Origin of the sequence: Pseudoalteromonas sp. CO342X (assembly GCF_004208915.1) — a bacterium.
GTDB classification, from domain to species: Bacteria; Pseudomonadota; Gammaproteobacteria; order Enterobacterales; family Alteromonadaceae; genus Pseudoalteromonas; species Pseudoalteromonas maricaloris.
In genome coordinates this window covers 71,704-94,541 of record NZ_SGPH01000010.1, presented here as the reverse complement: position 1 = coordinate 94,541, position 22,838 = coordinate 71,704, and the positions used below count along the sequence as shown (strand labels likewise).

Below are 22,838 nucleotides of genomic sequence, written 5' to 3'. Positions count from 1 at the left end.
GCAAGTTGCACTGCAAAACAGAGATAATGCTAACAATATCAATACAGTTCAAAGTACTAAATCCGTTACTTTGGCTATATTTAATCATTCAGCAATCAATCAGGAGCCTGCATGAAGTACTCACGACTTGGTAGTAGCCCACTTGAAGTTTCACGTATTTGTTTAGGAAGCATGACTTGGGGCGTACAAAACAACCAGCATGATGCCGACGAGCAAATCAATTATGCACTAAGCCGTGGTATTAACTTCATTGATACCGCTGAAATGTATGCGGTCCCTCCCTCACCTGAAACCTATGGTAAAACCGAAGCTATCATTGGCAATTGGCTAAAGCGCCACCAAGAAAAGCGCGAAAAGCTCGTGCTTGCAACCAAGATTGCGGGAAGCGGTTTGCCTTGGATCCGTGAAGGCGGCCCTATTACGGGACAATCAGTGATCCAAGCAGTAGATGATTCTTTAGCGCGCCTGAATACCGACTATATCGACCTCTACCAACTACATTGGCCAAACCGTACTTCACCGCACTTTGGTAAACAATGGCCAGGCATGGTGCCTTTGAGCGCGCTTGACCGCGACGAAGAACGCGCTGGCATGCTAGATATTTTAGAAGGCTTAGCGAGCTGTATTAAAGCAGGTAAAATTCGCCATTGGGGTCTTTCTGACGATACGCCTTGGGGTATTCACACTTACCTTAATTTGGCGATGCAGCACGACCTACCTAAGCCGGTTTCAATTCAAAACGAGTTTAGCTTGCTACATGCCAAAGATTGGCCTTACTTGATTGAGAGCTGCGTAAACGAAGATATTGCCTATTTACCTTGGTCGCCACTGGCTGGTGGGATGCTGAGCGGTAAATATTTAGGGGGCGCGAGACCTGAAGGCAGCCGCTTTACCTTAGTGCAAAGACAAGGCCTATTTAGGGACACACAACTAGCACAAGAAGCCGTTGCAAAATATTTAGAAATCGCCAAAGAATTTAATATGACTGCAGCGCAACTGGCGCTAGCTTGGTGCAATCAAGTCGATGGCGTGACTTCAACTATTATCGGCGCGACAACCATGGCACAGCTTAAAGAAAATATTCAAGCGTTTGAACAACCGCTATGTGCAGAATCTTTAGCCGAGATTGATACTGTATTTAAAGCGTACCCTGCTCCGTTTTAATATCTTCATTCGCGATACGCCGCTTTTACGCTGGCGTATCGCCCCATAAATCCACCTTTGTTACCTAGATTGAAGTTAAAACCCCATGCAAAGCTTAAATAACACCCCAGTCATTCCACTTCAAGGCAGCTGCTTTACCAGAAAAACCACTCGCGCCATTGTCCTTAGAGGCAGCGACATCCTTATGCTTTACACCAAACGTTATGACGATTACACCTTGCCAGGTGGCGGCGTCGATGAGGGTGAAAGCTTAGAAGCAGCATTGGAGCGCGAGCTAAAAGAAGAAACGGGTGCAGTATCCATCACAGGATTGACGCCGTTTGGCCGCTATGAAGAGTACCGCCCTTGGTATAAACCCGATCATGACAATGTGCATATTATTTCTTATTGCTACGTTTGTGAGATTTGTGGCGAATTTAATGCGCCAGCTATGGAGGATTATGAACGCGCCAATGGTATGAAGCCGGTGTGGATCAATATAAACCAAGCCATCGCGCATAACGAAGCAAAACTCAATGATGCGAATAACAAAGGGATGTCCGTTTTACGTGAACTCACTTTGCTAAAACACATTTCCGCGCAATTAGTCACAGATTAATTTGCCTATTGAGGGAACAATTAAGTCTTTATTAAGCTCTAACTCCGCATGACTCAAGGATTTAATAAGAATAATGCGGCTGCTCCAACACAACCTGATTAGTTTCACCATTATCGCCTCTATTGTGCTGCATCTACTGCTCGGCTGGTATCTGCAGCAAAGTATTTATATCCCCTCAAAGCCTGAAGAAATTAAGGCAATGAAAACCTATTTGGTTATTGAGCCTGCCAAGCCCAAGATGGAGCGTATTGCAACACCGAAGATAACTGAAGATAAGCCAGTAGAGGAGTTAAAACCGACGCTGCCGGACGATACGGTTGAAGTACCAAAAACTGCACAAGCAGAACCAAAAAAGCCTACGGTTGAAAGTACAACTAAGCACATAACCAAAGCAGCGGTCGTCACGCAACCTAAAAAATTAGACCATCGCAAAGCAATCTCTCAATTTCGTCAGCAACTTTTAGAGCGCGCTCCGAGTGACGCTGTACTCAGCCAAAGCCAAGAAAAGCCACAGCGGCTCACCGTACCTAAAACGCATCAAACCACTGTTGCGAGCATACAAAGAGAGCAACTCGAGTCTACGCCCCAATACACAGTCTACCGTGAAAATGGCCTGTGTTACGCTGAAGTTAGGCCCGATCCGAGTATTCCTACACCGGAAGGATTAAATAAGAATTGGCGTACTGCGCCTCGCCCTTGCGATGGCGGTGCCATCAAAAAAGCCTATGATGCCGCGATGAGTAAATGGCTAAACAAACGCTAATCTTGCTATCATAAAGCAAATCTATTGCGAAGAGTCCATTATGGAAAAAGTCACCATTTTAGTTGACGCCCAAAATGTTTATTACACCACCAAGCAAGCCTACCAAACAGGCTTTGACTATAATGCGTTTTGGCGCAAAGCAACGGCTAATCGCGAGGTATATCAAGCTATTGCCTATTCCAGCGAACGGGGTGACGACAAACAAAGACAGTTCCAAAATATCTTGCGAGCGATTGGCTTTGAAGTGAAGTTAAAGCCTTATATTCAACGTGCCGATGGCTCCGCGAAATGTGATTGGGATGTTGGCATTACCATTGATGCCATGGAATGCGCGTCAGGATCCGATGTGATAATTCTAGTTACTGGCGATGGTGATTTTGATTTACTCGCGAATAAGCTCAGAGATAAATACCATACCCGAGTCGAAGTTTACGGCGTGCCGCAGCTTACCGCAGCTTCACTGATCCGTGCAGCCAGTGAGTTTATACCAATTGAAAACGAATGTTGATTGGCAAGAAATAAACAAGCAAAGCACCTTGATAAAAACGGCTTTGCTTGTTGACGAATTCGTCACTTTCGATTGCTTGGTCGCGCAATACACGCGTTTTAATCCGATAAGTAATATTCCACGCTCGTCACGACACGCACGATTTTTATCTGCGGCGTATTACTGTCTCTGTCGCGAATACTAAATTGTCCTTGCCTTGCCGATTTTATTTTGCCAAGCATAGAGTCGGAATCTTTAGCAAATTTGACCGCCACTTCTCGTGCTTTTTGTGTGGCTTCTTGCACCATTTCAGGCTTAATATCGTTAAGACCAGTAAACAAATATTCAACCCGATTTTGATAGTCGTCTTTAGTGATAGCAATACCTTGCTTGGCCAGCTCACTTAACTGCCCTAGTGCTTGCGAGACTTTATCTGGATTATTGGAGTACACAGTCACACCGGCTTTTGCCACATAGCGAAATCCTTGATTGTTTTGACCGTACTCTTGGGCGTATTTATCCGTAATGGAAGGCGCTGATATCGAAAGCTCTGAAGCATCAAAGCCATGCAAGGTTAAGAACGCGCGGATCGCCGCATTTTTCTTTTCCGTGCGCTCCACCAAGGCTTCCAGATCGTTATCTGCATCACGATAAAATACGGGCCAAATCACAGTGTCTGCTGTTACTTCCTTTTCCGATAACCCTTTTACACTTACCGTTCGCTCCATTCCTTTCACTTCTAGAATGGTCGATTTTACCATCCAACCGCTCACTACCACCGCTAGTGATAGCAAAGCTGCAGGAGCCAAATATTTACTCATAGTAGACATATCTCTGTCCTCAACGTTACGCCTCTGTCATGGTTTTCAAACAATTATTATGGAGATAGATCAAAGTCTACCTTAATTGCACTCGAAAACCGCGAGCAAAATGGTAGAGTGGTGCTTATGAGCTGCGGCTGAACTAGGAAACAGTATGAGCGTAAAGCGTATTAGCCAATTTTTTAACCCCCAATCCATCGCGGTGATTGGCGCTTCTAACAATCCTGATCGCGCCGGCTTTATCGTAATGCGTAACTTGCTACAAGGCGGTTTTAAAGGGCCCATTATGCCCGTCAGCCCAAAGCATACCGCCGTGCATGGAGTGCTCGCCTACAGCGCCATCAAACAGCTCCCCAAAGTCCCTGATCTCGCTGTTATTTGTACCAACAAACAAACCCTAGTGCAAATCATCAATGAGCTTGGTGATATTGGCTGTCAACATGCAATCATCATCGCGGCAGGTCTTGATAATCAGCACAAACAACAATTAAAAGAAGCTGCCAAAATAGCGAAGGTCACTTTACTTGGTCCTAATTGTCTCGGTTTACTCATTCCTCACTTGGGTATTAATGCCAGTTTTTCTCATACGGTTGCAGCACCCGGTAAGCTTGCTTTTATTTCACAATCGGCGGCGGTATGTTCAACCATACTGGACTGGGCACAACATAAAAAAATCGGCTTTTCTTACTTTGTTTCCGTTGGGGATTGCCTTGATATCGATTTCGACGAACTACTTGATTTCCTTGGACGGGATCCAAAAACCCAAGCTATTTTGCTTTACATCGATAATATCGACGATGTTAGACGCTTTATTTCCGCAGCTCGAGCCGCTGCATTTAGTAAGCCCGTCATTGCAATAAAAACCGGAAAAACCAAGGCTGGCGCAATCGCTGCGCTGAATCACACCGGCGGCAATACCTCCGATGACGCAGTTTATGATGCCATGTTCCAACGTGCAGGTATGCTGAGGGTAAACGATCTTAGGGAGCTATTTGCTGCCACCCAAACGCTTGCTTTACACCCCAAATTGCTGCAAGTAGAACAGCTGACCATTTTAACCAATGGCGGCGGCCCTGGCATTATGGCGGTCGATACCTTACTGCAGAACTCAGGCAAACTGGCGGTGCTAAGCGAGCAGACCAAGCAAGCGCTCAGCGCCCTGATCCCACAAACGGATCATGCTTGTAACCCGATAGATATTTTTGGTGATTCCTCGCCAAAACGTTACCAACAAGCACTAGAGATTTTATTAAAGGCTGACGAAGTCAAAAACTTATTGATAATTCATACTCCTTCAGCGCTTGCGCCAAGTACCGCTTATGCCGAGATCATTGCACAGACCCTAGCCAAAATTCCAAAAATGGCACGCCCTTATGTGATGACAAACTTTATGGGTGAAGAAGCGGCCTACGCTGCAAGGCTTGTATGTGCAAATGCTAAGATCCCAACTTATCGTACACCCGAAGGCGCAGTTGGCGCCTTTATGCACTTGGTGAGCTACCGCCGAAATCAAAAACACCTCACGCAAACACCTGAGTCCTACAGTGATGAAGGCCAGCTGCAACACCTGCAAAGCAAACGTCTAATCAATGACTTTTTAAATTCAGGTGCCAATAAACTCGCGACCCATTTGGCTTCTCAAGTGCTGGCTAATTACGATATAGAATGTATAGAGACACAAATCGCACTCACCCCCTCAGAAGCGAAAGAGCAGGCTCAGCAGCTTGGTTTCCCCGTTGCACTTAAACTGATAAGCCATGATATTCCCTCTAAATCGGAAGTGGGTGGGGTTGTACTCAACCTCAATGATGCCGAAGAAGTAGAACAAACCGCATTTTCGATGTTACTACGGATCCGTGAGGCTGCCCCCGAAGCTGAAATAGAAGGCTTCTCTTTGCAACGCATGGCAAAACGCGCTGGTGGACAAGAATTACGGATAGCAGTAAAAACCGAACCCGGTGTTGGCCCTGTTATTTTGCTGGGTGAAGCGGGCACCGGGCTTAACTTTTCGCAAGCTGCGGTGGCATTACCACCACTGAATATGAACCTTGCAAAGTACCTGATTGCAGCCGCCCATGATAAAGGCTTTATCAAAGAGCGAGCACTACCTGAAAAGGTCGATAAATACCGTCTGTGTGCCCTACTCACTCGAGTGTCTCAAATGGTAGTCGACCAACCCGATATCATTGATATGGAGCTCAATCCTATTTTGGCCTGCTCGGGTCAGTTCCAAGTGCTCGACGCCAGTATTACGCTCAGACGATACGAACCGATATCTGGCCGTAAACGCTTGGCCATCCGACCTTACCCTCGAGAACTGGTAAAAACCGTGACGTTAAAAGATGGCCGCCCAGCAACCTTGAGACCTATTCGTCCTGAGGATGAAAGAGCGCACCAAGAGTTTGATCAGTCTTTAAGTAAAGAAGATAGATACCGCCGCTTCTTTGGTGAACTGCCGCAATTTAATCATGAACAGCTCGCCAAAATGACGCAAATTGACTACGACCGAGAAATGGCGTTTATCGTCACTGTGCCTAATAAATCTAGCTACCAAACGCTTGGAGTATCACGCGTGCTGATGGACCCTGATAACCAAGTGGCTGAATTTGCCGTAGTGGTACGCTCAGATTGCCAAGGCCTTGGGCTTGGACGCATACTCATGGAAGCTGCTATAAAACACTGCCGTAAACAGGGCGTACAAAGCATTGAAGGGATCACCCTGCCAGAAAACAGCGGTATGATAGGCCTTGCCAAAAAGCTTGGATTTACCGTGTCTCGAGATTTTGAGGAAGGCACCATTCAGATGGTGTTACACTTAAACTAAACACAAAAAAGATAAGGGATGCTGGCAACTTGATGCAACTTCACATCAGAGAAAAAACGGCTGCGGTGCTCGAGGCTACAGGGCAATATCGCCGACTCGGGCGGGCAGTTGATATCTTCCTCATCACCCTGATTTTAACCAATGTCGTTGCTATCGTGTTGGAATCTGAGCGCGACTTAGCAAGTGTGTACCATCACTACTTTCTAACCCTAGAGTTAGTCAGTGTGACCATCTTCGCCATAGAATACTTGCTGAGATTTTGGTGCTGTGTCGATAAACTTGATTACCGCCATTTGGATATACCTAATTGGAAAAAGCGCCTAAAGTATCTGATCTCACCGCTGGCGGTGATTGATCTCATCGCTATTTTACCAACCATATTAATGGCCTTTATCACCTTTGATCTGCGCTTTTTACGTGTTATTCGATTACTCAGGATCTTTAAGCTGACGCGCTACTCTCGGGCTATGCAGTTGCTACTCGCAGCATTTAAAGAAGAGTCGAGCTCATTACTTGCTGCCTTTTTTATTATGAGTGTGGTGCTTATCATGGCATCTTGCGGGATTTATCTAATTGAGCACGATGTGCAACCGGATAAGTTTGGCTCCATTCCTAAAGCCATGTGGTGGGCGATGGCTACTCTAACCACCGTGGGTTACGGCGATGTAGTGCCTATCACCCCGCTCGGGCAATTTTTTGGGGGTCTTATCACTTTACTCAGTATGGGCATGGTCGCTATCCCTACCGGTCTCTTAGCTTCAAGCTTTGCGGACCAAATGCGCAAACGTCGAGATGCGTTCAATGAGGCTGTGCTGCATGCATTAGTCGATGGCGATGTCGACAAAAGTGAAAGGGCCCATTTAGAAGCCCTTCGTATTGAACTTGGCTTAAGTCAATTAGAAGCAAACCAAGCGATTAAACTAATGAGTAGTCAACGCGTCCATCATATGTACTGTCGCCACTGCGGTAAAAAGCTGTAGCCAAAGAGGCTACAGCGAGGTTTCAGAGAGTAATTGCGCTACCTGCTCACCACTAATCGCCAAGCTGAAGCGATAGCCTTGATAATAATCAACTTGCTCAGCTTTAATTCGCTGATACTGTAGGTCGTTTTCCACCCCTTCAGCGACACATTTTAATCCCAGTCCATGCGCTAAATTTACACATGAGCGAATGATCAAATAGCTTTCAGGATCCTCAGCAATTTGTTGTACAAAGCTTTTATCTATCTTGATGACATCAATAGGCAATTGTTGCAGATAGGTCAAAGAGGCGTACCCCGTCCCAAAGTCATCCATATAGATACGACAGCCCAGTGCTTTAATTTCTTTCATCACTTTCACGGCGCTATCAACGTTAGAAAGCAAGGCAGTTTCCGTTATCTCAAAAGCCACTGAGTGACCTGACACTTTACTGCGACTTAGAGCTTGTTGAATATTATCGACCAAGCTCGAGGATTCAAAATCAATGGCAGATAGATTAATAGATATATACAAATCGCGCTCAATGGTTTGCCAGTGTCTCAATTCAACCAATGCCCGAGATAACGTTTGCAGGGTAAGCTCGGTAACTACGCCAGCATGTTCAGCTGCGAGCGCATACTCTTGAGCGCAAAACTCACTATTTTCAGGCCAACGTAATAGCGCTTCAAAGCCAAGCAAGGTATCGCTTTGTACATCGACAATTGGCTGATAATGATTACTAAATTCACCATTTTTTAATGCTCGCATAAGCGCTTGTTCAACTTCACGAGAACGCCTAACCTTGCCATTCATCTCTTCGCGGAAAAACTGATAACTAGAAATTTGTTGTACATTGACATGTTCAAGGGCCGCCTTAGCCGCTTGATTGAGCTCAAAAGCGTCGGACGCATCATCCGGGTACATTGCAATTCCTATCGTAGGTTGCATCTGCACAGTATGTCCAGCAGCCTCCAAAGGTGTGCTAAATGAGTGAACTAAACACTCTACATATTGATGCACCTTTTCGGGGTTATCGAGATGCTCCATCAACACATAAAACGACTTATCATGCCCGGTTGCTAAACTGTCTAATTCTCGGAAGCAACAGCGTAGCTTTGTTGCAAGCAGTGGAAGCAGCTCAGCCACAAAGTCTGCACCATAAATATCGTATAGATTTTGTAAGCGATTGAATTTGATTACCAACAACGCAAAATGTGTCTCTTGAGCCTGCGACTGCTTGATTGCATGCTGCACTCTATCCATCAATAACGCTTTATTCGGCAACTTCGTCTGTAAATCGTAGTTAGCGAGCTGATATAGCTCTTTTTCAGTACGCTTTTGTTGGCTAATATCGGTTAGCACCACAACATAACTGTATAGTTCGCCATCACCATTTGCCACGGCACTAATTTTAATCAATACGTCTCTTTCATCACCATTAGGCAGACTTACGACTTCCTCTGAACTCAAGTGTTGATGTACTGCCAACGCCAAGGTTTGGCGTAGATACATCATCCGCTTTTGTCTCGACATCCCAAGTTTCACCGCAGTGCTTGATGACGGGATAGAGTCAAGGTTAAAGGCATTTTGCATCGCCCGATTACAAGCCTGGATACGTAGTCTTTTGTCTAAGATCATAACCCAGTCACGGGTCTGCTCAAACGCAGCCCCAAATAATGCGGCACGCTCTTCAAATAAACGTTCACGCGTTAAGTTGGTATAGGTGCCTGCCACTTGTGTTGGATTGCCTTCATCCCACTCGAGTACCTTGCCAAAATCCTTATACCAGCGCCACTGACCTTTGCTATCTCTTAATCGATAAGTACAGTCGATAAACCCTTTGTTCGTTGTGACGAACTCAAGCCACTGTAAGCGGAACATGGCTCTATCCGAGGGGTGTATCTTTTGCAGATAATCATCTAAACCAACACTCTCAAGTTCGTAGTCGAGTTCAGTAACTAATCTAGGCTGATAGATTAAGGTACTACCCGCATGCCACTCCCATACACCGGAGTTACTTCCTTCTAGCGCCATTTTCAACCTAGCTTCGCGGTCTTGTGTTTCCTTATGAGCGGCAAGAATAAGTTGCTCAACACGATACTTTCGATAGCTCCAAAGAGACAGTAGTAAGAGCGTGAGAAACACATATCCAGCAATCGCAACGGGTGAACGCCACGCGGGATAGTTCACATTAATGGTTAATTTTGCAGGCGGTGTATAATCTCCCGTTAATGGGTCTTTAGCCCACACTTTTAATGCATATTCACCGGGATTAAGTTTAGGAAATACCACACGATTTTGATTGCGGCTCAAGATCTTCTGACCACCGGATATTTGATACTCATAAATGATCCGATCCTGATAGCTAAATGCCATCGCAGAGAATGACACTTCGAGTCCAATATCGTCATGTTCAAGTTCAATGTGATCAAATTGCTTTAATCCGGCTTTTTGATTTGGGCGAGAAATTAAATCCACGCTGGTGATATTTACATGATCAAGTAAAGGCTTTTTAGGCCGATTGTCATCAGGAGAAAACACCACAAACCCTTTTAACATACCATACGCAATGCGACCGTCTTCCAACATCACGGACGCGCCACCGTTAAATTCATTAGAAAGTATGCCATCCTCGGTGGTGAATTGTTGTAAGTGCAAATTATCCGGATCTAGACGCCAAATTCCCTTGTGAGATGACATCCAAATCATTCCTTCTTTGTCTTGGCGCATTTCATACATCAAAGTATCTATTTTATGGGCTTTTAAATCGATGTTATAAATCGGCTCATAACCGTCTAGCGTCAGACCAATCAAACCAAATGATGATAACGACAACCACAAGATATTATTTTTATCTATGGTATAGGTGGTGATATCAACCGCTAAATGCTTATTTGCCTTTGGCGCTTTATAGATCTCAGTTAGCGTTTCCAACTGCGGATCATATTGCAGCAATACGCCAGCATAGTAATAAAGGGGTTTAAGCGGTTCGTTTGGAAGTGGTGGGTAGAAGCCATAAGTAAGAAACGGATCGACATTTTCAAATGACTTCGTCAGGTGTGTCAGCTCTGCTGTATTAATATCATAAACGAACATCCCCACGTCACTATTGACGAAATAAAACTTACCGTCAGCTAACAGCTCCCCTCCTTTCACAAAGGATGTCAGTATCTCTTTATCTTCTGGGTTATTAGCCTTGGGTCTTCTCACTTCATGAGTAATAGGATCAAAGACAAACAATCCTTTCACAGTTGTTAGCCAAAGCTTATTGTTATACTCCGCAATCTTCCAGATAATAAACTCTGAGAGAATTTCGTCACCCAAGTAACCCTTTAGAAACTGTTTGGTCTCTCTGGTTTTTGGATTATATCGTGTTAGGCCATCATTCGTTGCTAGCCACAAGAACTGATTAGATTCATGCATTGCCCAGACATTACTGTGAGAAAAACCCTCACCTTCAACGGTAAGATCGCTAACGTTATCAAACGCCAGTGTGCTGTCTGGTAAGTAAAATGCGCCATCTTCTTTAGTCGCAACCCAAAGTCCACCATAGTTGTCTTTGACAATATCGATAACACTGGTATTTGATGGTAAAAATACGCTTGTAGACAAGCGTTTATCACGAACCGCATTACCATCTTCAATCGTGTAATAAACAAGACCTTTATCGGTACCAAGTAGCAAGGTGTGTTCATCATGTCTGAGCATTTTCCATATGTTTAGCTCAGGAAGCAGCGTTTTAAACGGTACCTCTGCGTCAAAATCTTTTAGGAGTTGAGAAATATCTAGCTCGTACATCCCCTGAACCGCTCCCACGAGCAAGGTATCTTGGTCTAAAATAAATAGTGATTTAGTATTTGTTTGATAGGGATGTGCAATGGGAGCAAGGTGGTCAAGGGGTCTTAGTTTTTTCGTTGTTAAATGATATGCAAACAAGCGCTCTGAAGTGGCGATAAACAAAATGTCTTGATGTTGATAAACGGCGCGTATAAAACCGCTTTCTTCATCTAGCGGTAAAGTCACTTCACTCTCAAGTTTGCCTGTATGGATATTGAGGATAGCGACATCATTGGTGCGCACAACCCACATATGGTCATCATCTTTGGTCAAAACGATATTGACCAAATTGGAATAAAACTCGTCCTCTGTGGAGGGGGGCTCTATGTACTTTCTATACTCGTCTTTCATGGGGTCGTATCGCAATAATCCCGCGATCCCCGTGGTGATCCAAATGCCACCAAGGTTGTCCTGGTAAATATAATTCACTTGCACTTTATCAAGCACACCATCTGGTCCATTCACGTCCAGCACTTGATAACCGTCGTAACGGTTAAGTCCTCCTTCGGTAGAAAGCCACAAATAGCCCTGCTCATCTATGAGCAACGTATTTACGTAACTTTGTGATAATCCTTCCGCGGGAGAAAGTCGAGAAATTTGTGCAGCATTTACCAATGCAGTAAATAGGCAAATGCAAAATATAAAACACAGGCGAAACATAAAAAGCCGAGGTTGTTAACTAGACGTAATACATTGCCACGAGTTGACGATTTTGTCCAAGATAACTAGATAAGCGAGAAGCAAGTTCAGGTGGTAGCTCTCGTGAATTGCTTTGAAACCCAAGTGCGCTGTAAAAGTCATGAAGATGACAGTAAGCAAAAGTATAAATTATCTGCTGTGGCTGCTGACTACGAAACTGTGCAATCACAGTTTCAATTAGTTTCTTCGCAATGCCTTGTTTTCTATGTTGTGATGCAACATAAACGCCCACCAGCAACCAATATCCGTCTACCGGTTGCAAACGACAAGCCGCGATAATTTCATTGCTATTTTTTGCAACCCACACTTTGTCGTGTTTTGCTGCTCGCCCCCGCGCTTTGTTTGCTGCATAAAACTTATTCACAAGCGGCGTCATTACGGCTGGGAGCAATTCAATTGTCAGCATCAAGCAAGCATTAGACTCAGGTAATACTCAAACTTTTGCTTTAGCGTGTCCTGTTCAGACAACGGCCTTTGATTGATGGTGTCATAAATCGCTTCTCTACTTTTTTTGCCTCGTTTTATTTGGTAGGCCCAAAACGACGCCTCATACTCAAGTTGAATTTGGTATTTTTCTTGTCTAGGTAGTAAACACAGGTTATAGCTCATTACGCATCATTCAATTTTAAGCAAAGGAAAGCTCAATTGTATCACAAGGCTGTCTGTCTATTGCAGCAAAATCTAGTTTTGATTAAAGCGCGATAGCGTGCCCTTTATTGTAAAAATTATGTATACTTAAATGCATAAAAATCGCTGAGTGACCCGCCGAAGGAGTTGGATTGAAAGCCGTATTACTGTGTTTACTAATGATTATTTCAACTGTTGCACACGCTACTAATGAACTGCCAAAAGTTATGCGCTTCAATAAACCACCGCAAACTCCACAAGCGCTCTATGTGATAGAGCTGATGGAAATGGTTTATCAATCTCTCGGAATAGAGTTACGCCTTGAGGAGTTTAATCATAAAGGCTCTTTAATTGCAGCCAACGCAGGAAACTTAGACGGACAGCTAGCTCGAGTTGCCAGTGTGGAGAATGAGTATCCAAACCTGCGCCGTATTGACTATCCCTTATTTCAGTTTAATTTACAGTTATTCACCCTATGTGCTCACTGCGAGCTTAACGAAATCAAATCATTAACGGTCCGCAGCGGCTATCCCGTCGCAACAACTTATTTGGCTGAACACCATACCACAGCCTATGTTATTGGCGTTAAAAGCGCGGTGGCACAGCTTAACTTAGTCATGCAGAAACAGGTTGAAGGCGCATTGATACTCGACTTTCACTTAAAGCCACATCTAAAGAACATAAATGAAGAAACATTGCAGATAAAAAATTTAGCCGTCGTTGAAAGTTTCCACTTTGTACATAAGCGTAACGAACAACTAGTCCCACTTATCAAAGCAAAATTAGAGGAGTTTGAGCGACAAGGAATAATAAAAATGCTTAAAGCTAAATATCAAATTTGAAGTTTTCCCCTTTTTGATCATCATCCATATGCTCTGATTTTGACTTTCGTTGCAGGTACCTTTTATAACGTTGCTGACACAACGAGATAACTTTACGCTTTTGCTCGTTATTCAAATTATTCCACTCAAAGCGCTCCTCGCGACTGCGATAGCAACCTTTACAATAACCGCGATTATTTACCTGACAGATCCCCTTACACGGACTTGGGATCTCGAATATCTCAATTTGTTCCATGTATGCGCTACACCATTAACCCTAACCTAAGCATACTGGCTAGGGTAAACTCTGCCAAGGTGTAATTCTGATAAGCTTGCTTGCATTCAACAACACTCAAATAACGTTCATGATCAAAATCAACCAACATCTGAAGGCGATTTTTGCAGCTTAATTAAGAAGAAAGTTTGCGTGGGAATAGGCGAAATTGAAGCGGGAATTCACTTGTCTTGAAAAAGAGCGATAACCGCGCTTTTTATATCTCAAATTAAAAAGGCTAGTCACTCGGTAGCCTAGCCTTTTTTAAAATGAAGTGTAGGCAAACTAATTTAGTTTACCGTTACTTTCGCAAACTTGCGCTTACCTACTTGGTAGATTTCGCAAGAACCTTTAGTAACTTCTAATTTAGTATCTGTTACTTTGTCTTCGCCGTTAAGTTTTACTGCGCCTTGCTTGATCATGCGCATCGCCTCTGAAGTACTTGCCACTAAACCCGCTTCTTTTAGCAAGTTAGTGATAAACGTGCTTTCGCCCTCAATAGTTACGGTGACTTCAGGGATCTCATCAGGTAAGGCATTTTTTTGGAAACGCTTGATAAAGTCTTGATGTGCCGCTTCAGCGTCAGCTTCACTGTGGAATCGAGCAATCATTTCTTTTGCAAATTCAATCTTAATGTCACGAGGGTTACGGCCGCCTGCAACTTCTTCTTTAAGTGCAGCGATATCATCCAATGTTTTCGCACTTAGCAACTCGTAGTAACGCCACATTAAATCGTCAGAAATCGACATCACTTTACCGAACATGTCGTTTGGTGCATCAGTAATACCGATGTAGTTACCTAGTGACTTAGACATTTTCTGTACGCCGTCGGTGCCTTCAAGTAACGGCATCATCAGTACAGTTTGCGGCTTTTGCCCTTCGTCTTTTTGTAGCTCACGACCCATTAATAGGTTAAAGCGCTGATCGGTGCCACCCAGCTCAACATCCGCCTCTAGTGCAACCGAGTCCCAACCTTGAACTAGCGGATATAAAAATTCGTGGATTGCGATTGCTTGGCCATTTGCATAACGCTTTTTAAAGTCGTCACGCTCAAGCATACGCGCCACAGTTTGACGTGCAGCAAGCTTGATCATACCGGCCGTGCCTAATTTTTCCATCCATTCTGAGTTGAATGCAACGGTGGTTTTGGCAGGATCAAGGATTTTGAAAACCTGTTCTTTGTATGTTTCTGCATTTGCCAGTACATCTTCACGAGTGAGTGGCTTACGAGTTACATTTTTGCCCGTTGGGTCGCCAATCATACCGGTGAAATCACCAATCAAGAAAATCACCTCATGGCCTAAGTCTTGAAAGGTTTTCATTTTATTGATTAGCACCGTGTGGCCTAAATGCAAATCAGGTGCTGTTGGATCGAAACCCGCTTTAATACGTAGTTTTTTACCTGACTTCAGCTTTTCTTTTAATTCATCTTGCAACAGAATTTCTTCTGCACCACGGCTAATCTCTGCAAATGCAGTTTCTAAATCCACTATTCTCACTCCAACAGCTATAACTTGTAATCGCTCGATTCTAGCCTATATTTATCCGAGTTTAAATGCACAAAACGCTGGTATTACGGGTTTATTACGTATATCCTGCAATATTATCTACAATAATTCTTGACAGCAGAAAAGGCGCATTATGGTTCATGTGGTTCATAAGCTCCCCAAAAAGCACAAAGTGCTCATCATCGGCTTCCTATCTGCGATGGTCGGAATTGCCCTGATCCCCTCTGAAAAAGCAACAGCTTCAAAAGACAATGACGGAAAAGCTTTAGAAGTTGGGAAACGTTACGAGTTGCCGGTAAAAATATCAGAAAAAACAGAGCAACTTACTGAATTAGATGCAGCGCCAGTCATCACGCCTGAGTCTGCCCCTAAGCAACCTGTATTTGAATTTAAAGACCACGAAGTTAAGTCTGGCGACAGCCTAGCCGTGATTTTTAAACGCGCAGGTTATTCTGCCAAAACGTTACACAATCTGGTCAATACCAACGCAGAAACCCGTAAGCTGACTAAAATCCACCCGGGAGAAGTGCTTAGCTTTGCTAGCAATGATGGTGGTGAATTAGCTCAATTAAAATACATCTTGTCAAAAACGGATACCTTATTGGTCACCCTAAACGACGAGGGTAGTTACGAAACCAAAATCGAAAGCAAAGAAATCGAAAGTCGCGAAAAATCAGCGGGTGGCGAGATCAGTTCCAGCTTCTGGAGCGCCGGTATTTCAGCGGGCCTTAGCGAACGTCAAATAATGAACTTCGCCGATATTTTTGGTTGGGATGTCGACTTTGCAAACGATATTCGTAAGGGCGACTCTTTCGCATTAGTATTTGAAAAGCACTATGTAGACGGTGAAGAAATCGGTAATGGTAAAATTATTGCTGCCGAATTTATCAACCAAGGCGAGCGTTACAGCGCGGTTCGTCATACTGATGACGAGTTCTATACTCCTGAAGGCCGTAGCATGAAAAAAGCCTTCTTAAGAGCACCGGTTAACTTCAAATATATCAGCTCCAGCTTCAACCCGCGTCGTCTTCACCCTGTGACTGGCCGAGTATCGTCTCACAATGGTATAGACTATGCGGCACGCGTAGGCACGCCGGTGGTTTCCTCTGGTAACGGTAAGGTCCTTAAGTCTGGTTACAATAAACTCAATGGTAACTATGTGTTTATTCAGCACGGTAGCAAGTATGTGACTAAGTACTTACACTTGAATAAACGTGCAGTGAAGACAGGTCAAAAAGTGAAGCAAGGACAGAAAATTGGTACTGTCGGCTCAACTGGCCGTGTGACAGGTCCTCACCTTCATTATGAGTTTTTGGTGAACGGCGTACACCGAAATCCTAAAACGGTAAAACTGCCGAAGTCTGAGCCATTACCTCAGTCTGAGCTCGCTAAATTCAAACCCATTGCAGATGCGATGCTGGTAAAACTAGAGCGCAATAGAGAGTTAATGCTTGCAGCAGCAAATAAAGACTAAAAACTAAAAAGGTAGCCGAGGCTACCTTTTTACTATGCGAGATAAAAATGCTAGATAAAGCTTATTTTTGATTAAACAAAGCAAGTGCACTATTGCTCATCGCTCTTACTCCAGTTGCGATGGCAATAGGATAATCTGGCGCAAATTTACTAGAATGCAATGAAGGTAAAGGCTCACCGCTTTTTTGTGCCGCATCGAATACCGCTTGATTAACACCACCTAGCCAAAAAATGGTAATTGGTACATTGTCATCAGTACGGCCATATAAGCCGAAGTCTTCACCAGCCATCACAGGCTGAGATTGCTCAACATTTTCTGCACCAATTTCCTGCTTAATAGCGCTAGCTACAAACTCAGCCAACTCCGGATTATTATACGTAGATGGAATGCTTTCGCTTTCATGAACGATAACCTCAGGCACAAGACTGTCCTCCAACCCAGCACTGTGTGCAATGCCTGCAGTCAGGCGTTTGATCGCCGCAATTTGTTGCTCACGTACATCCGGATTATAAGAACGTAGCGTCAATTGTAGTTTCACTTCGTTTGAAATAATGTTGTGCTTAGAGCCACCGTGAATAGAGCCTACTGTGATCACCGACGGCTCTAACGGAGAGATCTCTCGTGATGTAATGGTCTGTAGCCCCAAAACAATCCGCGAGGCCAGTACCACAGGGTCGATGGTAGTATGTGGATAGGCTCCATGCCCCCCTTTACCCTTGACAATGATGTCAACTGAGTCAACATTAGCCAATGCATAACCCGGTGCAATCGCCACTTTACCGGCAGGAACCGCAGCACTTACATGCAAACCAATAACATGATCGGGTTTAGCAAATTGAGTATATAGCCCTTCCTTTAACATGGCTTTTGCGCCGCCACCCACTTCTTCAGCGGGTTGAGCAACTAACATCAATGTACCTTGCCACTTTTCCTTATTAGCCATTAGCTGTTTTGCTGTACCGATTAAACTGGTCATATGGATGTCGTGACCACAACCGTGCATCACACCAACCAAATTCCCCGCATCATCTTTCACTTTAACTTTTGACGCGTACGACTTTCCTGTTTCTTCAATAATTGGCAAACCATCAGTATCGGCTCGGATCATCACCGTTGGACCATCACCGTTTTTCAGCATGCCAACAACACCAAAGCCACCCACATTTTCAGTCACGTCATAACCAAGTCTGCGCATTTCATCCGCCAAACGCCCTGCTGTTTTTTCTTCTTTATACGAAAGCTCAGGGTTTTGATGTAAATGTAGGTACAAAGATTCAAGTTCAGGCATAGACTCTGCAACTTGTTGTTTCAAATTGGCATTCGCATGCCAAGACAAAGTGGCAATGAGACCTAATGCCAAGGGAGATAAGCGCATAAGATAGACTCCTTTTTGTTTCTTTCAGGATGCGGGTTTATTGGGGGAAAATCAATCATATTTATATTTTAATCCTTTCTATTTTACCAAGCTTTGCTACGCTTAAAGACACAACTAAAGGAATCCTCATGCCAGAGATTAATATTAATATCAGTGATTTAGAGCCAGGTATGTTTGTTGTCGGTGTGACAAAGCAGACAGGCTCAGTTGCGATTAAAACCAAGGGCTGGGTGAGAACGAAAACAAGCATTACAAAGCTACAAAAGAGTGGTGTTTTAGAGGTAACGGTTGATCCCAGTAAGCGCCTTTCAGAACACGACCCTCACGATGAACCTCCTCATGATGAAAATATAGAAGAGCCGCATAAACCAGAGCATGATCCTTGGCAAACCAAGTGCAGTGTTGACGCAGAAATGCAACACGCAGTGACACTTTACGACGAAGCAAAGGCAATTCAAAGCAAAGCGTTTGCGGATATTAAAGCAGGTAAAACGATAGAAATAGAGGCTTTTAAAGCAACAGCGAGCGGCTTTATTGACTCCGTATTTCGCAATCAAGATGCGCTTTCCTGCATTGCTCGGATCAGAGAAAAAGACGCCTATTTATTGGAGCACTCTATTAATGTTTCTATCTTAATGGCTATTTTCTGTAAGCACCTTGGCTACTCTAGAGAATTAACCGAAGAGATGACCACAGGGGCGCTACTCCATGACATTGGTAAGATAGAAATTCCCGACGATATTTTACATAAGCCAGGAAAGTTGAGCTTAGATGAATACGGCATTATGAAATCACACGCAAAATATAGCTTTGATATTTTGCTCAATGCGGGTCTTGGACGAGTTGCATGCGAAATTGCGGGTTATCACCACGAGCGCCTAGATGGCACTGGGTATCCTTATGGCAAAACCGCTGACGAACTACCACAGCATGTGAGAATGGCCGCTATTGTAGATGTGTATGACGCATTGACCGCCGAGCGCGTCTACAAAGAAGGTATGACACCAATTAAAGCTTTTAAGTTAATGCGTGAAGGCTGCCCTCACCATTTTGACGAACAACTCCTAAGCCGGTTTATTGCTTGTATTGGCGTATACCCTGTGGGCACCCTAGTAAAACTCACTAGTGGTAAGGTCGGGGTTATTGCCCAAAGCAATCCCAAAACACCGCTAAAACCCATAGTTAAAGTGTTTTATCACGCTAAGCACATGCATTACATTGAAGTTCAGGATATCGATTTAAGCGCGAAAAAAGCAAACGATGAGCTAGAGTCAGCGATCAAGCCTGAAGAATTCAAACTTGATCTTATTCGGTTTTTTAAACACTCAATGCTGCCTTGATATTAAGGCAGCCAGTCCTCCATTGCCTCGAGACTGAATTCAATACCATCGAAATCAAAACGTGTTTGCTCTGGTGTAATTTCTACAACGGTCAAAGCACCTAGACTATCCCCCTCATATAAAGGTCTATTGTTTATTTTTATCCACCGCTCATGCGAGTCGGTAGCATAAATATGCGCTTGATAACGTAAGCTTGGAATACTATTTTGCAATTGGGCAGGCAGCAGCGCGATGGGCGTAGCTGAAGCAGAGTCCTTAGTCGTAGAAAGCACCTCAGGCTCTTCATGCGGTGCCGTTTCTTTTACCGCCTCAGCAAAGGCTTTTTTAAGTTCTTCTGATACACCAGCAAGTTCATCATCTTGCGGTTTTGGCTTAGCACCAAATACGCGATAACCCGCATATTCACCAGCCGTTTGGATTTCTCCGGGAGATGAGTCTTGAGTAACCCGGTTAGGTTGAATGGCATCCGATGTAGGGACAGGGGCTGGAACAACTGCTACAGCTTTAACAGAATCTACCGGTACCAATTGTTGTTGATATAAAGGCTTGCCTTGGTTATCAACACCAATTTGCACAGACACCCACTGGAAATGCTGCTCAGGCTCAGCAGTTTGCGCCGCTAGATTAGGATTAACAGTGTTGTTTGTCGCTGAAGTAGTGGTTGGTATACTCACTTCTTGACTAGCAACATTAGCCTTTTTCACCTGCTGATTATTCTCCACCGCAAGATCTGTAGAAAGCTCAGCTTGCTCTTCTTTTTTCGGCTCCACTTTAGACGTTGCTGCTGGTTGCACTTCCGCGGGGGTCGTTATCTTACCAATATAATAGCCCGCCCCAAGTGAAGACAGAGACAAGAGACCCGCACCGGCATAGGTAACGAGCTTTTTATAGAAAATGAGTTGGGCGTCTTGACGTTGACTCAAATAATCCTGCTCTGCATCTGCGCCTTGTTGCGACTGTTTCATTGCACTTGTTAAATACGACATGTTTCCCTCTACACCAACTTTGCCAAGCCAAAGCCTGCAACAAATAACACACCAAGCCAAGCCGTAAACAATAAAGGCACGCGATTTTTTTCTTGGCTTGCAACTGGCACTAAATTAGTGGGTAGCGCCTCTTTTGCAGCTTGAACAGCGATTGCTTTCGTTACCTGAGTTTGCGATGCCGAGTAAGCACCTAATAAACATCTGTCGGCCAACAAGTTTATCAATCTTGGGATCCCAGCTGTCACTTGATGTACATAAGCTACCGCATCGTGGTGGAACAACGCTTGCTGACAACCTGCTTTTTGCAGTCGGTGCTGTATATAAGCAAACACTTGCGATTCGCTAAGTGGTAGCAAGTGATAACGCGCAGTGATCCTCTGTGCTAATTGACGTAGCTCGTTGCGCTGTAACAAATGCTGTAGCTCTGGCTGACCTACCAATACAATTTGTAGCAATTTTTTATGATCTGTTTCCAGATTAGTCAACAGCCTAAGCTGTTCAAGTACCTCTGGTGCTAGATGCTGAGCTTCATCAATGATCAACATAGTATGACCACCACTATGATGGTTCTCTAACAATCTATGCTTAATCACATCGGTAAGCGATTTTAACGTGGCGTTGTTGCTGTCATAGTCAATTTCCAACTCATCACAAATCGTCGCAAGCAGTTCAAGCTCTGATAGTGATGGATTAAGTATAAAAGCAACCTTCGTTGATTCAGGTAATTGAGCCAACATGCTGCGTGTTACTGTGGTTTTGCCCGTTCCCACTTCACCTGTCAGTAGCACAAAACCGCCCGCGTCACCCAACCCATAGGTTAAATGTGCAAGTGCTTCCTTGTGACGTTCGCTAAGGAATAAAAATTCAGGATTTGGAGCAATCGAAAAGGGTTTTTCAGTTAACCCAAAATAGCGTAAATACACGACTTGTCTCTTTATTGTTATGATGCGCTCTATAATGGCAAAATCCGGTTCAAGATAAAACCTCGAATCGCAGAAAATGGAACATAGAAAATGAAAATCTACCTCGTCGGCGGTGCAGTTAGAGACGAACTGCTAGGACGCCCAATAAAAGAAAGAGATTATGTCGTCGTTGGCAGCACTCTTGAGCAAATGAGCAAACTGGGTTATCAGCAGGTTGGTAATGATTTTCCTGTGTTTTTACATCCAACGACCAAAGATGAGCACGCACTTGCGCGCACTGAGCGTAAGAGTGGTCAAGGATATACCGGATTTATTTGCGACTTCGGCCCAGAAATCACACTGGAAGAAGATTTACTTCGCCGAGATCTTACCGTTAATGCAATTGCTAAAGATGATGATGGTTCACTTATCGACCCCTATGGTGGTCAAAAAGATTTAGAAAGCAGAATATTACGCCATGTGAGCAGTGCTTTTAGTGAAGATCCACTTAGAGTGCTGCGAGTAGCGCGCTTTGCAGCTCGCTATAAAGAATACAACTTCACCATTGCCGCTGAAACTTGGCACCTTATGCAAACCATGGTTGCTAACGGTGAATTAAAAACCTTAACCAAAGAGCGTATTTGGCTAGAAATAGAAAAGACAATCCAAGATAAAGGTTTGGGGCACTTTCTACATACCATTTGGAGGCTCAGTGCGCTTGATGATGTCACTCCATATATCCCAACATGGGATGAAGCAGCCTATGACAAATTCCAAAGCGCACTCTCTAGACTTGAAAAGAATGATGAGCTGGATGGGTTAGCACAATTCAGCCTTGCCTGTTACTTTTCGGGTACTAGCTTGGTTCAGTTAGCGCAAGCAAAACGATTCAAAGTACCTAATAGTTACATAGAAAGCAGCAAAGAGCTCATCACAAATCTCGATTTATTGAGCAAGGAAAATAAAACACCGGAGGATTGGCTTATTATATTACAAAATATTGACGCATGGCGCAGACCTGAGAAATTAGCGCGTTTTTGTTATATTTGTAGCAAGGTAAGTGATAATTTCCGCGTGCTTTGTGACAAACTTACACAGAACTTTTTAGCAACTCGCAACATAGACGTACAAGAGATCATTGCAAAAGGCTATCAGGGAAAGGTTATTCAAGAACAGCTCAAACTCAGACGCCTAAAAGCTATACAAAACTAGCCATCTACCGTGAAAAGATAGGTTGATTTTCAGCCTATCTTTAAAAGTTCCCACAAAAATGATCTCCAAAATATCAAACGCTCATTTTTAACACAGCAAATACTACATAAAAATTACAAATACAGCTACAAATACGCTCAAAATTACCGCTAAAACTTATACCATTC

Annotated in this window: 19 protein-coding genes; 10 read left to right on the top strand and 9 right to left on the bottom strand. The window is 43.9% G+C overall.

Features of this window, described 5'->3' with window-relative positions:
• Positions 1–111: 111 nt before the first annotated feature.
• From EXT47_RS02425 to EXT47_RS02410, 4 genes are all read left to right on the top strand, one after another.
• Entirely contained in the window at positions 112–1,164 is a 1,053-nt protein-coding gene (locus EXT47_RS02425) for an aldo/keto reductase (protein WP_039493925.1), read from the top strand.
• A gap of 85 nt (positions 1,165–1,249) precedes the next feature.
• Positions 1,250–1,762 carry an NUDIX hydrolase gene (locus tag EXT47_RS02420; RefSeq protein WP_039493927.1) on the top strand — a complete coding sequence of 171 codons (513 nt, stop codon included), beginning with the start codon at positions 1,250–1,252 and terminating at the stop codon, positions 1,760–1,762.
• A 73-nt stretch (positions 1,763–1,835) separates the two neighbouring features.
• Positions 1,836–2,525: a hypothetical protein gene (locus tag EXT47_RS02415; protein ID WP_039493929.1), complete on the top strand. Its 690-nt coding sequence runs from the start codon at positions 1,836–1,838 to the stop codon at positions 2,523–2,525.
• Positions 2,526–2,565: 40 nt separating this feature from the next.
• Entirely contained in the window at positions 2,566–3,033 is a 468-nt protein-coding gene (locus EXT47_RS02410; RefSeq protein ID WP_130125816.1) for an NYN domain-containing protein, read from the top strand.
• Positions 3,034–3,131: 98 nt separating this feature from the next.
• On the opposite strand, the gene EXT47_RS02405 is transcribed toward EXT47_RS02410, so the two are convergent.
• Positions 3,132–3,842, bottom strand: a complete 711-nt coding sequence (locus EXT47_RS02405) for an SIMPL domain-containing protein (RefSeq protein ID WP_039493930.1) — start codon at positions 3,840–3,842, stop codon at positions 3,132–3,134.
• A gap of 145 nt (positions 3,843–3,987) precedes the next feature.
• Between EXT47_RS02405 and EXT47_RS02400 the strand changes: the two genes are divergently transcribed.
• Both EXT47_RS02400 and EXT47_RS02395 read left to right on the top strand, forming a co-directional pair.
• Complete coding sequence (locus tag EXT47_RS02400) at positions 3,988–6,657, top strand: bifunctional acetate--CoA ligase family protein/GNAT family N-acetyltransferase (protein ID WP_130125815.1); 2,670 nt, start codon at positions 3,988–3,990, stop codon at positions 6,655–6,657.
• 32 nt (positions 6,658–6,689) lie between these two features.
• On the top strand, positions 6,690–7,637 hold the full coding sequence (locus tag EXT47_RS02395; protein ID WP_039493932.1) for an ion transporter: 948 nt from the start codon (positions 6,690–6,692) through the stop codon (positions 7,635–7,637).
• 9 nt (positions 7,638–7,646) lie between these two features.
• Here EXT47_RS02395 and EXT47_RS02390 read toward each other — a convergent pair whose 3' ends face one another.
• The 3 genes from EXT47_RS02390 to EXT47_RS02380 are packed head-to-tail and all read right to left on the bottom strand — an operon-like array spanning position 7,647 to position 12,761.
• On the bottom strand, positions 7,647–12,113 hold the full coding sequence (locus tag EXT47_RS02390; protein WP_226899224.1) for an EAL domain-containing protein: 4,467 nt from the start codon (positions 12,111–12,113) through the stop codon (positions 7,647–7,649).
• Positions 12,114–12,132: 19 nt separating this feature from the next.
• Positions 12,133–12,558 (bottom strand): GNAT family N-acetyltransferase, encoded by a 426-nt coding sequence (locus EXT47_RS02385; protein WP_039493935.1) that lies wholly within the window; start codon positions 12,556–12,558, stop codon positions 12,133–12,135.
• Positions 12,558–12,761 carry a DUF3283 family protein gene (locus EXT47_RS02380; protein ID WP_010374667.1) on the bottom strand — a complete coding sequence of 68 codons (204 nt, stop codon included), beginning with the start codon at positions 12,759–12,761 and terminating at the stop codon, positions 12,558–12,560. Before EXT47_RS02380 ends, EXT47_RS02385 begins: the two co-directional genes overlap by 1 nt.
• Positions 12,762–12,931: 170 nt before the next feature.
• Here EXT47_RS02380 and EXT47_RS02375 point away from each other — a divergent pair, with 170 nt between their 5' ends.
• The gene (locus EXT47_RS02375; RefSeq protein ID WP_226899230.1) at positions 12,932–13,621 is read left to right on the top strand and encodes a hypothetical protein; all 690 of its coding nucleotides are present in this window, start codon (positions 12,932–12,934) and stop codon (positions 13,619–13,621) included.
• On the opposite strand, the gene EXT47_RS02370 is transcribed toward EXT47_RS02375, so the two are convergent.
• Both EXT47_RS02370 and tyrS read right to left on the bottom strand, forming a co-directional pair.
• Positions 13,605–13,856 carry a DUF1289 domain-containing protein gene (locus EXT47_RS02370; RefSeq protein WP_017216497.1) on the bottom strand — a complete coding sequence of 84 codons (252 nt, stop codon included), beginning with the start codon at positions 13,854–13,856 and terminating at the stop codon, positions 13,605–13,607. The two genes, EXT47_RS02375 and EXT47_RS02370, sit on opposite strands and share 17 nt — an antisense overlap.
• A gap of 308 nt (positions 13,857–14,164) precedes the next feature.
• The gene (gene tyrS, locus EXT47_RS02365; protein WP_017216498.1) at positions 14,165–15,364 is read right to left on the bottom strand and encodes a tyrosine--tRNA ligase; all 1,200 of its coding nucleotides are present in this window, start codon (positions 15,362–15,364) and stop codon (positions 14,165–14,167) included.
• A 151-nt stretch (positions 15,365–15,515) separates the two neighbouring features.
• Here tyrS and EXT47_RS02360 point away from each other — a divergent pair, with 151 nt between their 5' ends.
• Positions 15,516–16,856 carry a peptidoglycan DD-metalloendopeptidase family protein gene (locus EXT47_RS02360; protein ID WP_010374659.1) on the top strand — a complete coding sequence of 447 codons (1,341 nt, stop codon included), beginning with the start codon at positions 15,516–15,518 and terminating at the stop codon, positions 16,854–16,856.
• Between the two features lie 61 nt (positions 16,857–16,917).
• On the opposite strand, the gene EXT47_RS02355 is transcribed toward EXT47_RS02360, so the two are convergent.
• Positions 16,918–18,231 (bottom strand): M20 family metallopeptidase, encoded by a 1,314-nt coding sequence (locus EXT47_RS02355; RefSeq protein WP_130125814.1) that lies wholly within the window; start codon positions 18,229–18,231, stop codon positions 16,918–16,920.
• Positions 18,232–18,359: 128 nt separating this feature from the next.
• Here EXT47_RS02355 and EXT47_RS02350 point away from each other — a divergent pair, with 128 nt between their 5' ends.
• The gene (locus EXT47_RS02350; RefSeq protein WP_130125813.1) at positions 18,360–19,571 is read left to right on the top strand and encodes an HD-GYP domain-containing protein; all 1,212 of its coding nucleotides are present in this window, start codon (positions 18,360–18,362) and stop codon (positions 19,569–19,571) included.
• Positions 19,572–19,573: 2 nt separating this feature from the next.
• On the opposite strand, the gene EXT47_RS02345 is transcribed toward EXT47_RS02350, so the two are convergent.
• On the bottom strand, positions 19,574–20,557 hold the full coding sequence (locus EXT47_RS02345; RefSeq protein WP_130125812.1) for a general secretion pathway protein GspB: 984 nt from the start codon (positions 20,555–20,557) through the stop codon (positions 19,574–19,576).
• Positions 20,558–20,565: 8 nt separating this feature from the next.
• Positions 20,566–21,480: an ExeA family protein gene (locus EXT47_RS02340; RefSeq protein ID WP_130125811.1), complete on the bottom strand. Its 915-nt coding sequence runs from the start codon at positions 21,478–21,480 to the stop codon at positions 20,566–20,568.
• Positions 21,481–21,570: 90 nt separating this feature from the next.
• Here EXT47_RS02340 and EXT47_RS02335 point away from each other — a divergent pair, with 90 nt between their 5' ends.
• On the top strand, positions 21,571–22,671 hold the full coding sequence (locus tag EXT47_RS02335; protein ID WP_130125810.1) for a tRNA nucleotidyltransferase: 1,101 nt from the start codon (positions 21,571–21,573) through the stop codon (positions 22,669–22,671).
• The last annotated feature ends 167 nt before the right edge of the window (positions 22,672–22,838 follow it).

What these genes read in the sequence shown, in the direction of transcription:
- EXT47_RS02425 (WP_039493925.1), top strand. Translation starts at nt 112, where the DNA reads ATGAAGTACTCACGACTTGGTAGTAGCCCACTTGAAGTTTCACGTATT.
- EXT47_RS02420 (WP_039493927.1), top strand. Translation starts at nt 1,250, where the DNA reads ATGCAAAGCTTAAATAACACCCCAGTCATTCCACTTCAAGGCAGCTGC.
- EXT47_RS02415 (WP_039493929.1), top strand. Translation starts at nt 1,836, where the DNA reads ATGCGGCTGCTCCAACACAACCTGATTAGTTTCACCATTATCGCCTCT.
- EXT47_RS02410 (WP_130125816.1), top strand. Translation starts at nt 2,566, where the DNA reads ATGGAAAAAGTCACCATTTTAGTTGACGCCCAAAATGTTTATTACACC.
- EXT47_RS02405 (WP_039493930.1), bottom strand. Translation starts at nt 3,842, where the DNA reads ATGTCTACTATGAGTAAATATTTGGCTCCTGCAGCTTTGCTATCACTA.
- EXT47_RS02400 (WP_130125815.1), top strand. Translation starts at nt 3,988, where the DNA reads ATGAGCGTAAAGCGTATTAGCCAATTTTTTAACCCCCAATCCATCGCG.
- EXT47_RS02395 (WP_039493932.1), top strand. Translation starts at nt 6,690, where the DNA reads ATGCAACTTCACATCAGAGAAAAAACGGCTGCGGTGCTCGAGGCTACA.
- EXT47_RS02390 (WP_226899224.1), bottom strand. Translation starts at nt 12,113, where the DNA reads ATGTTTCGCCTGTGTTTTATATTTTGCATTTGCCTATTTACTGCATTG.
- EXT47_RS02385 (WP_039493935.1), bottom strand. Translation starts at nt 12,558, where the DNA reads ATGCTGACAATTGAATTGCTCCCAGCCGTAATGACGCCGCTTGTGAAT.
- EXT47_RS02380 (WP_010374667.1), bottom strand. Translation starts at nt 12,761, where the DNA reads ATGAGCTATAACCTGTGTTTACTACCTAGACAAGAAAAATACCAAATT.
- EXT47_RS02370 (WP_017216497.1), bottom strand. Translation starts at nt 13,856, where the DNA reads ATGGAACAAATTGAGATATTCGAGATCCCAAGTCCGTGTAAGGGGATC.
- EXT47_RS02360 (WP_010374659.1), top strand. Translation starts at nt 15,516, where the DNA reads ATGGTTCATGTGGTTCATAAGCTCCCCAAAAAGCACAAAGTGCTCATC.
- EXT47_RS02355 (WP_130125814.1), bottom strand. Translation starts at nt 18,231, where the DNA reads ATGCGCTTATCTCCCTTGGCATTAGGTCTCATTGCCACTTTGTCTTGG.
- EXT47_RS02350 (WP_130125813.1), top strand. Translation starts at nt 18,360, where the DNA reads ATGCCAGAGATTAATATTAATATCAGTGATTTAGAGCCAGGTATGTTT.
- EXT47_RS02345 (WP_130125812.1), bottom strand. Translation starts at nt 20,557, where the DNA reads ATGTCGTATTTAACAAGTGCAATGAAACAGTCGCAACAAGGCGCAGAT.
- EXT47_RS02335 (WP_130125810.1), top strand. Translation starts at nt 21,571, where the DNA reads ATGAAAATCTACCTCGTCGGCGGTGCAGTTAGAGACGAACTGCTAGGA.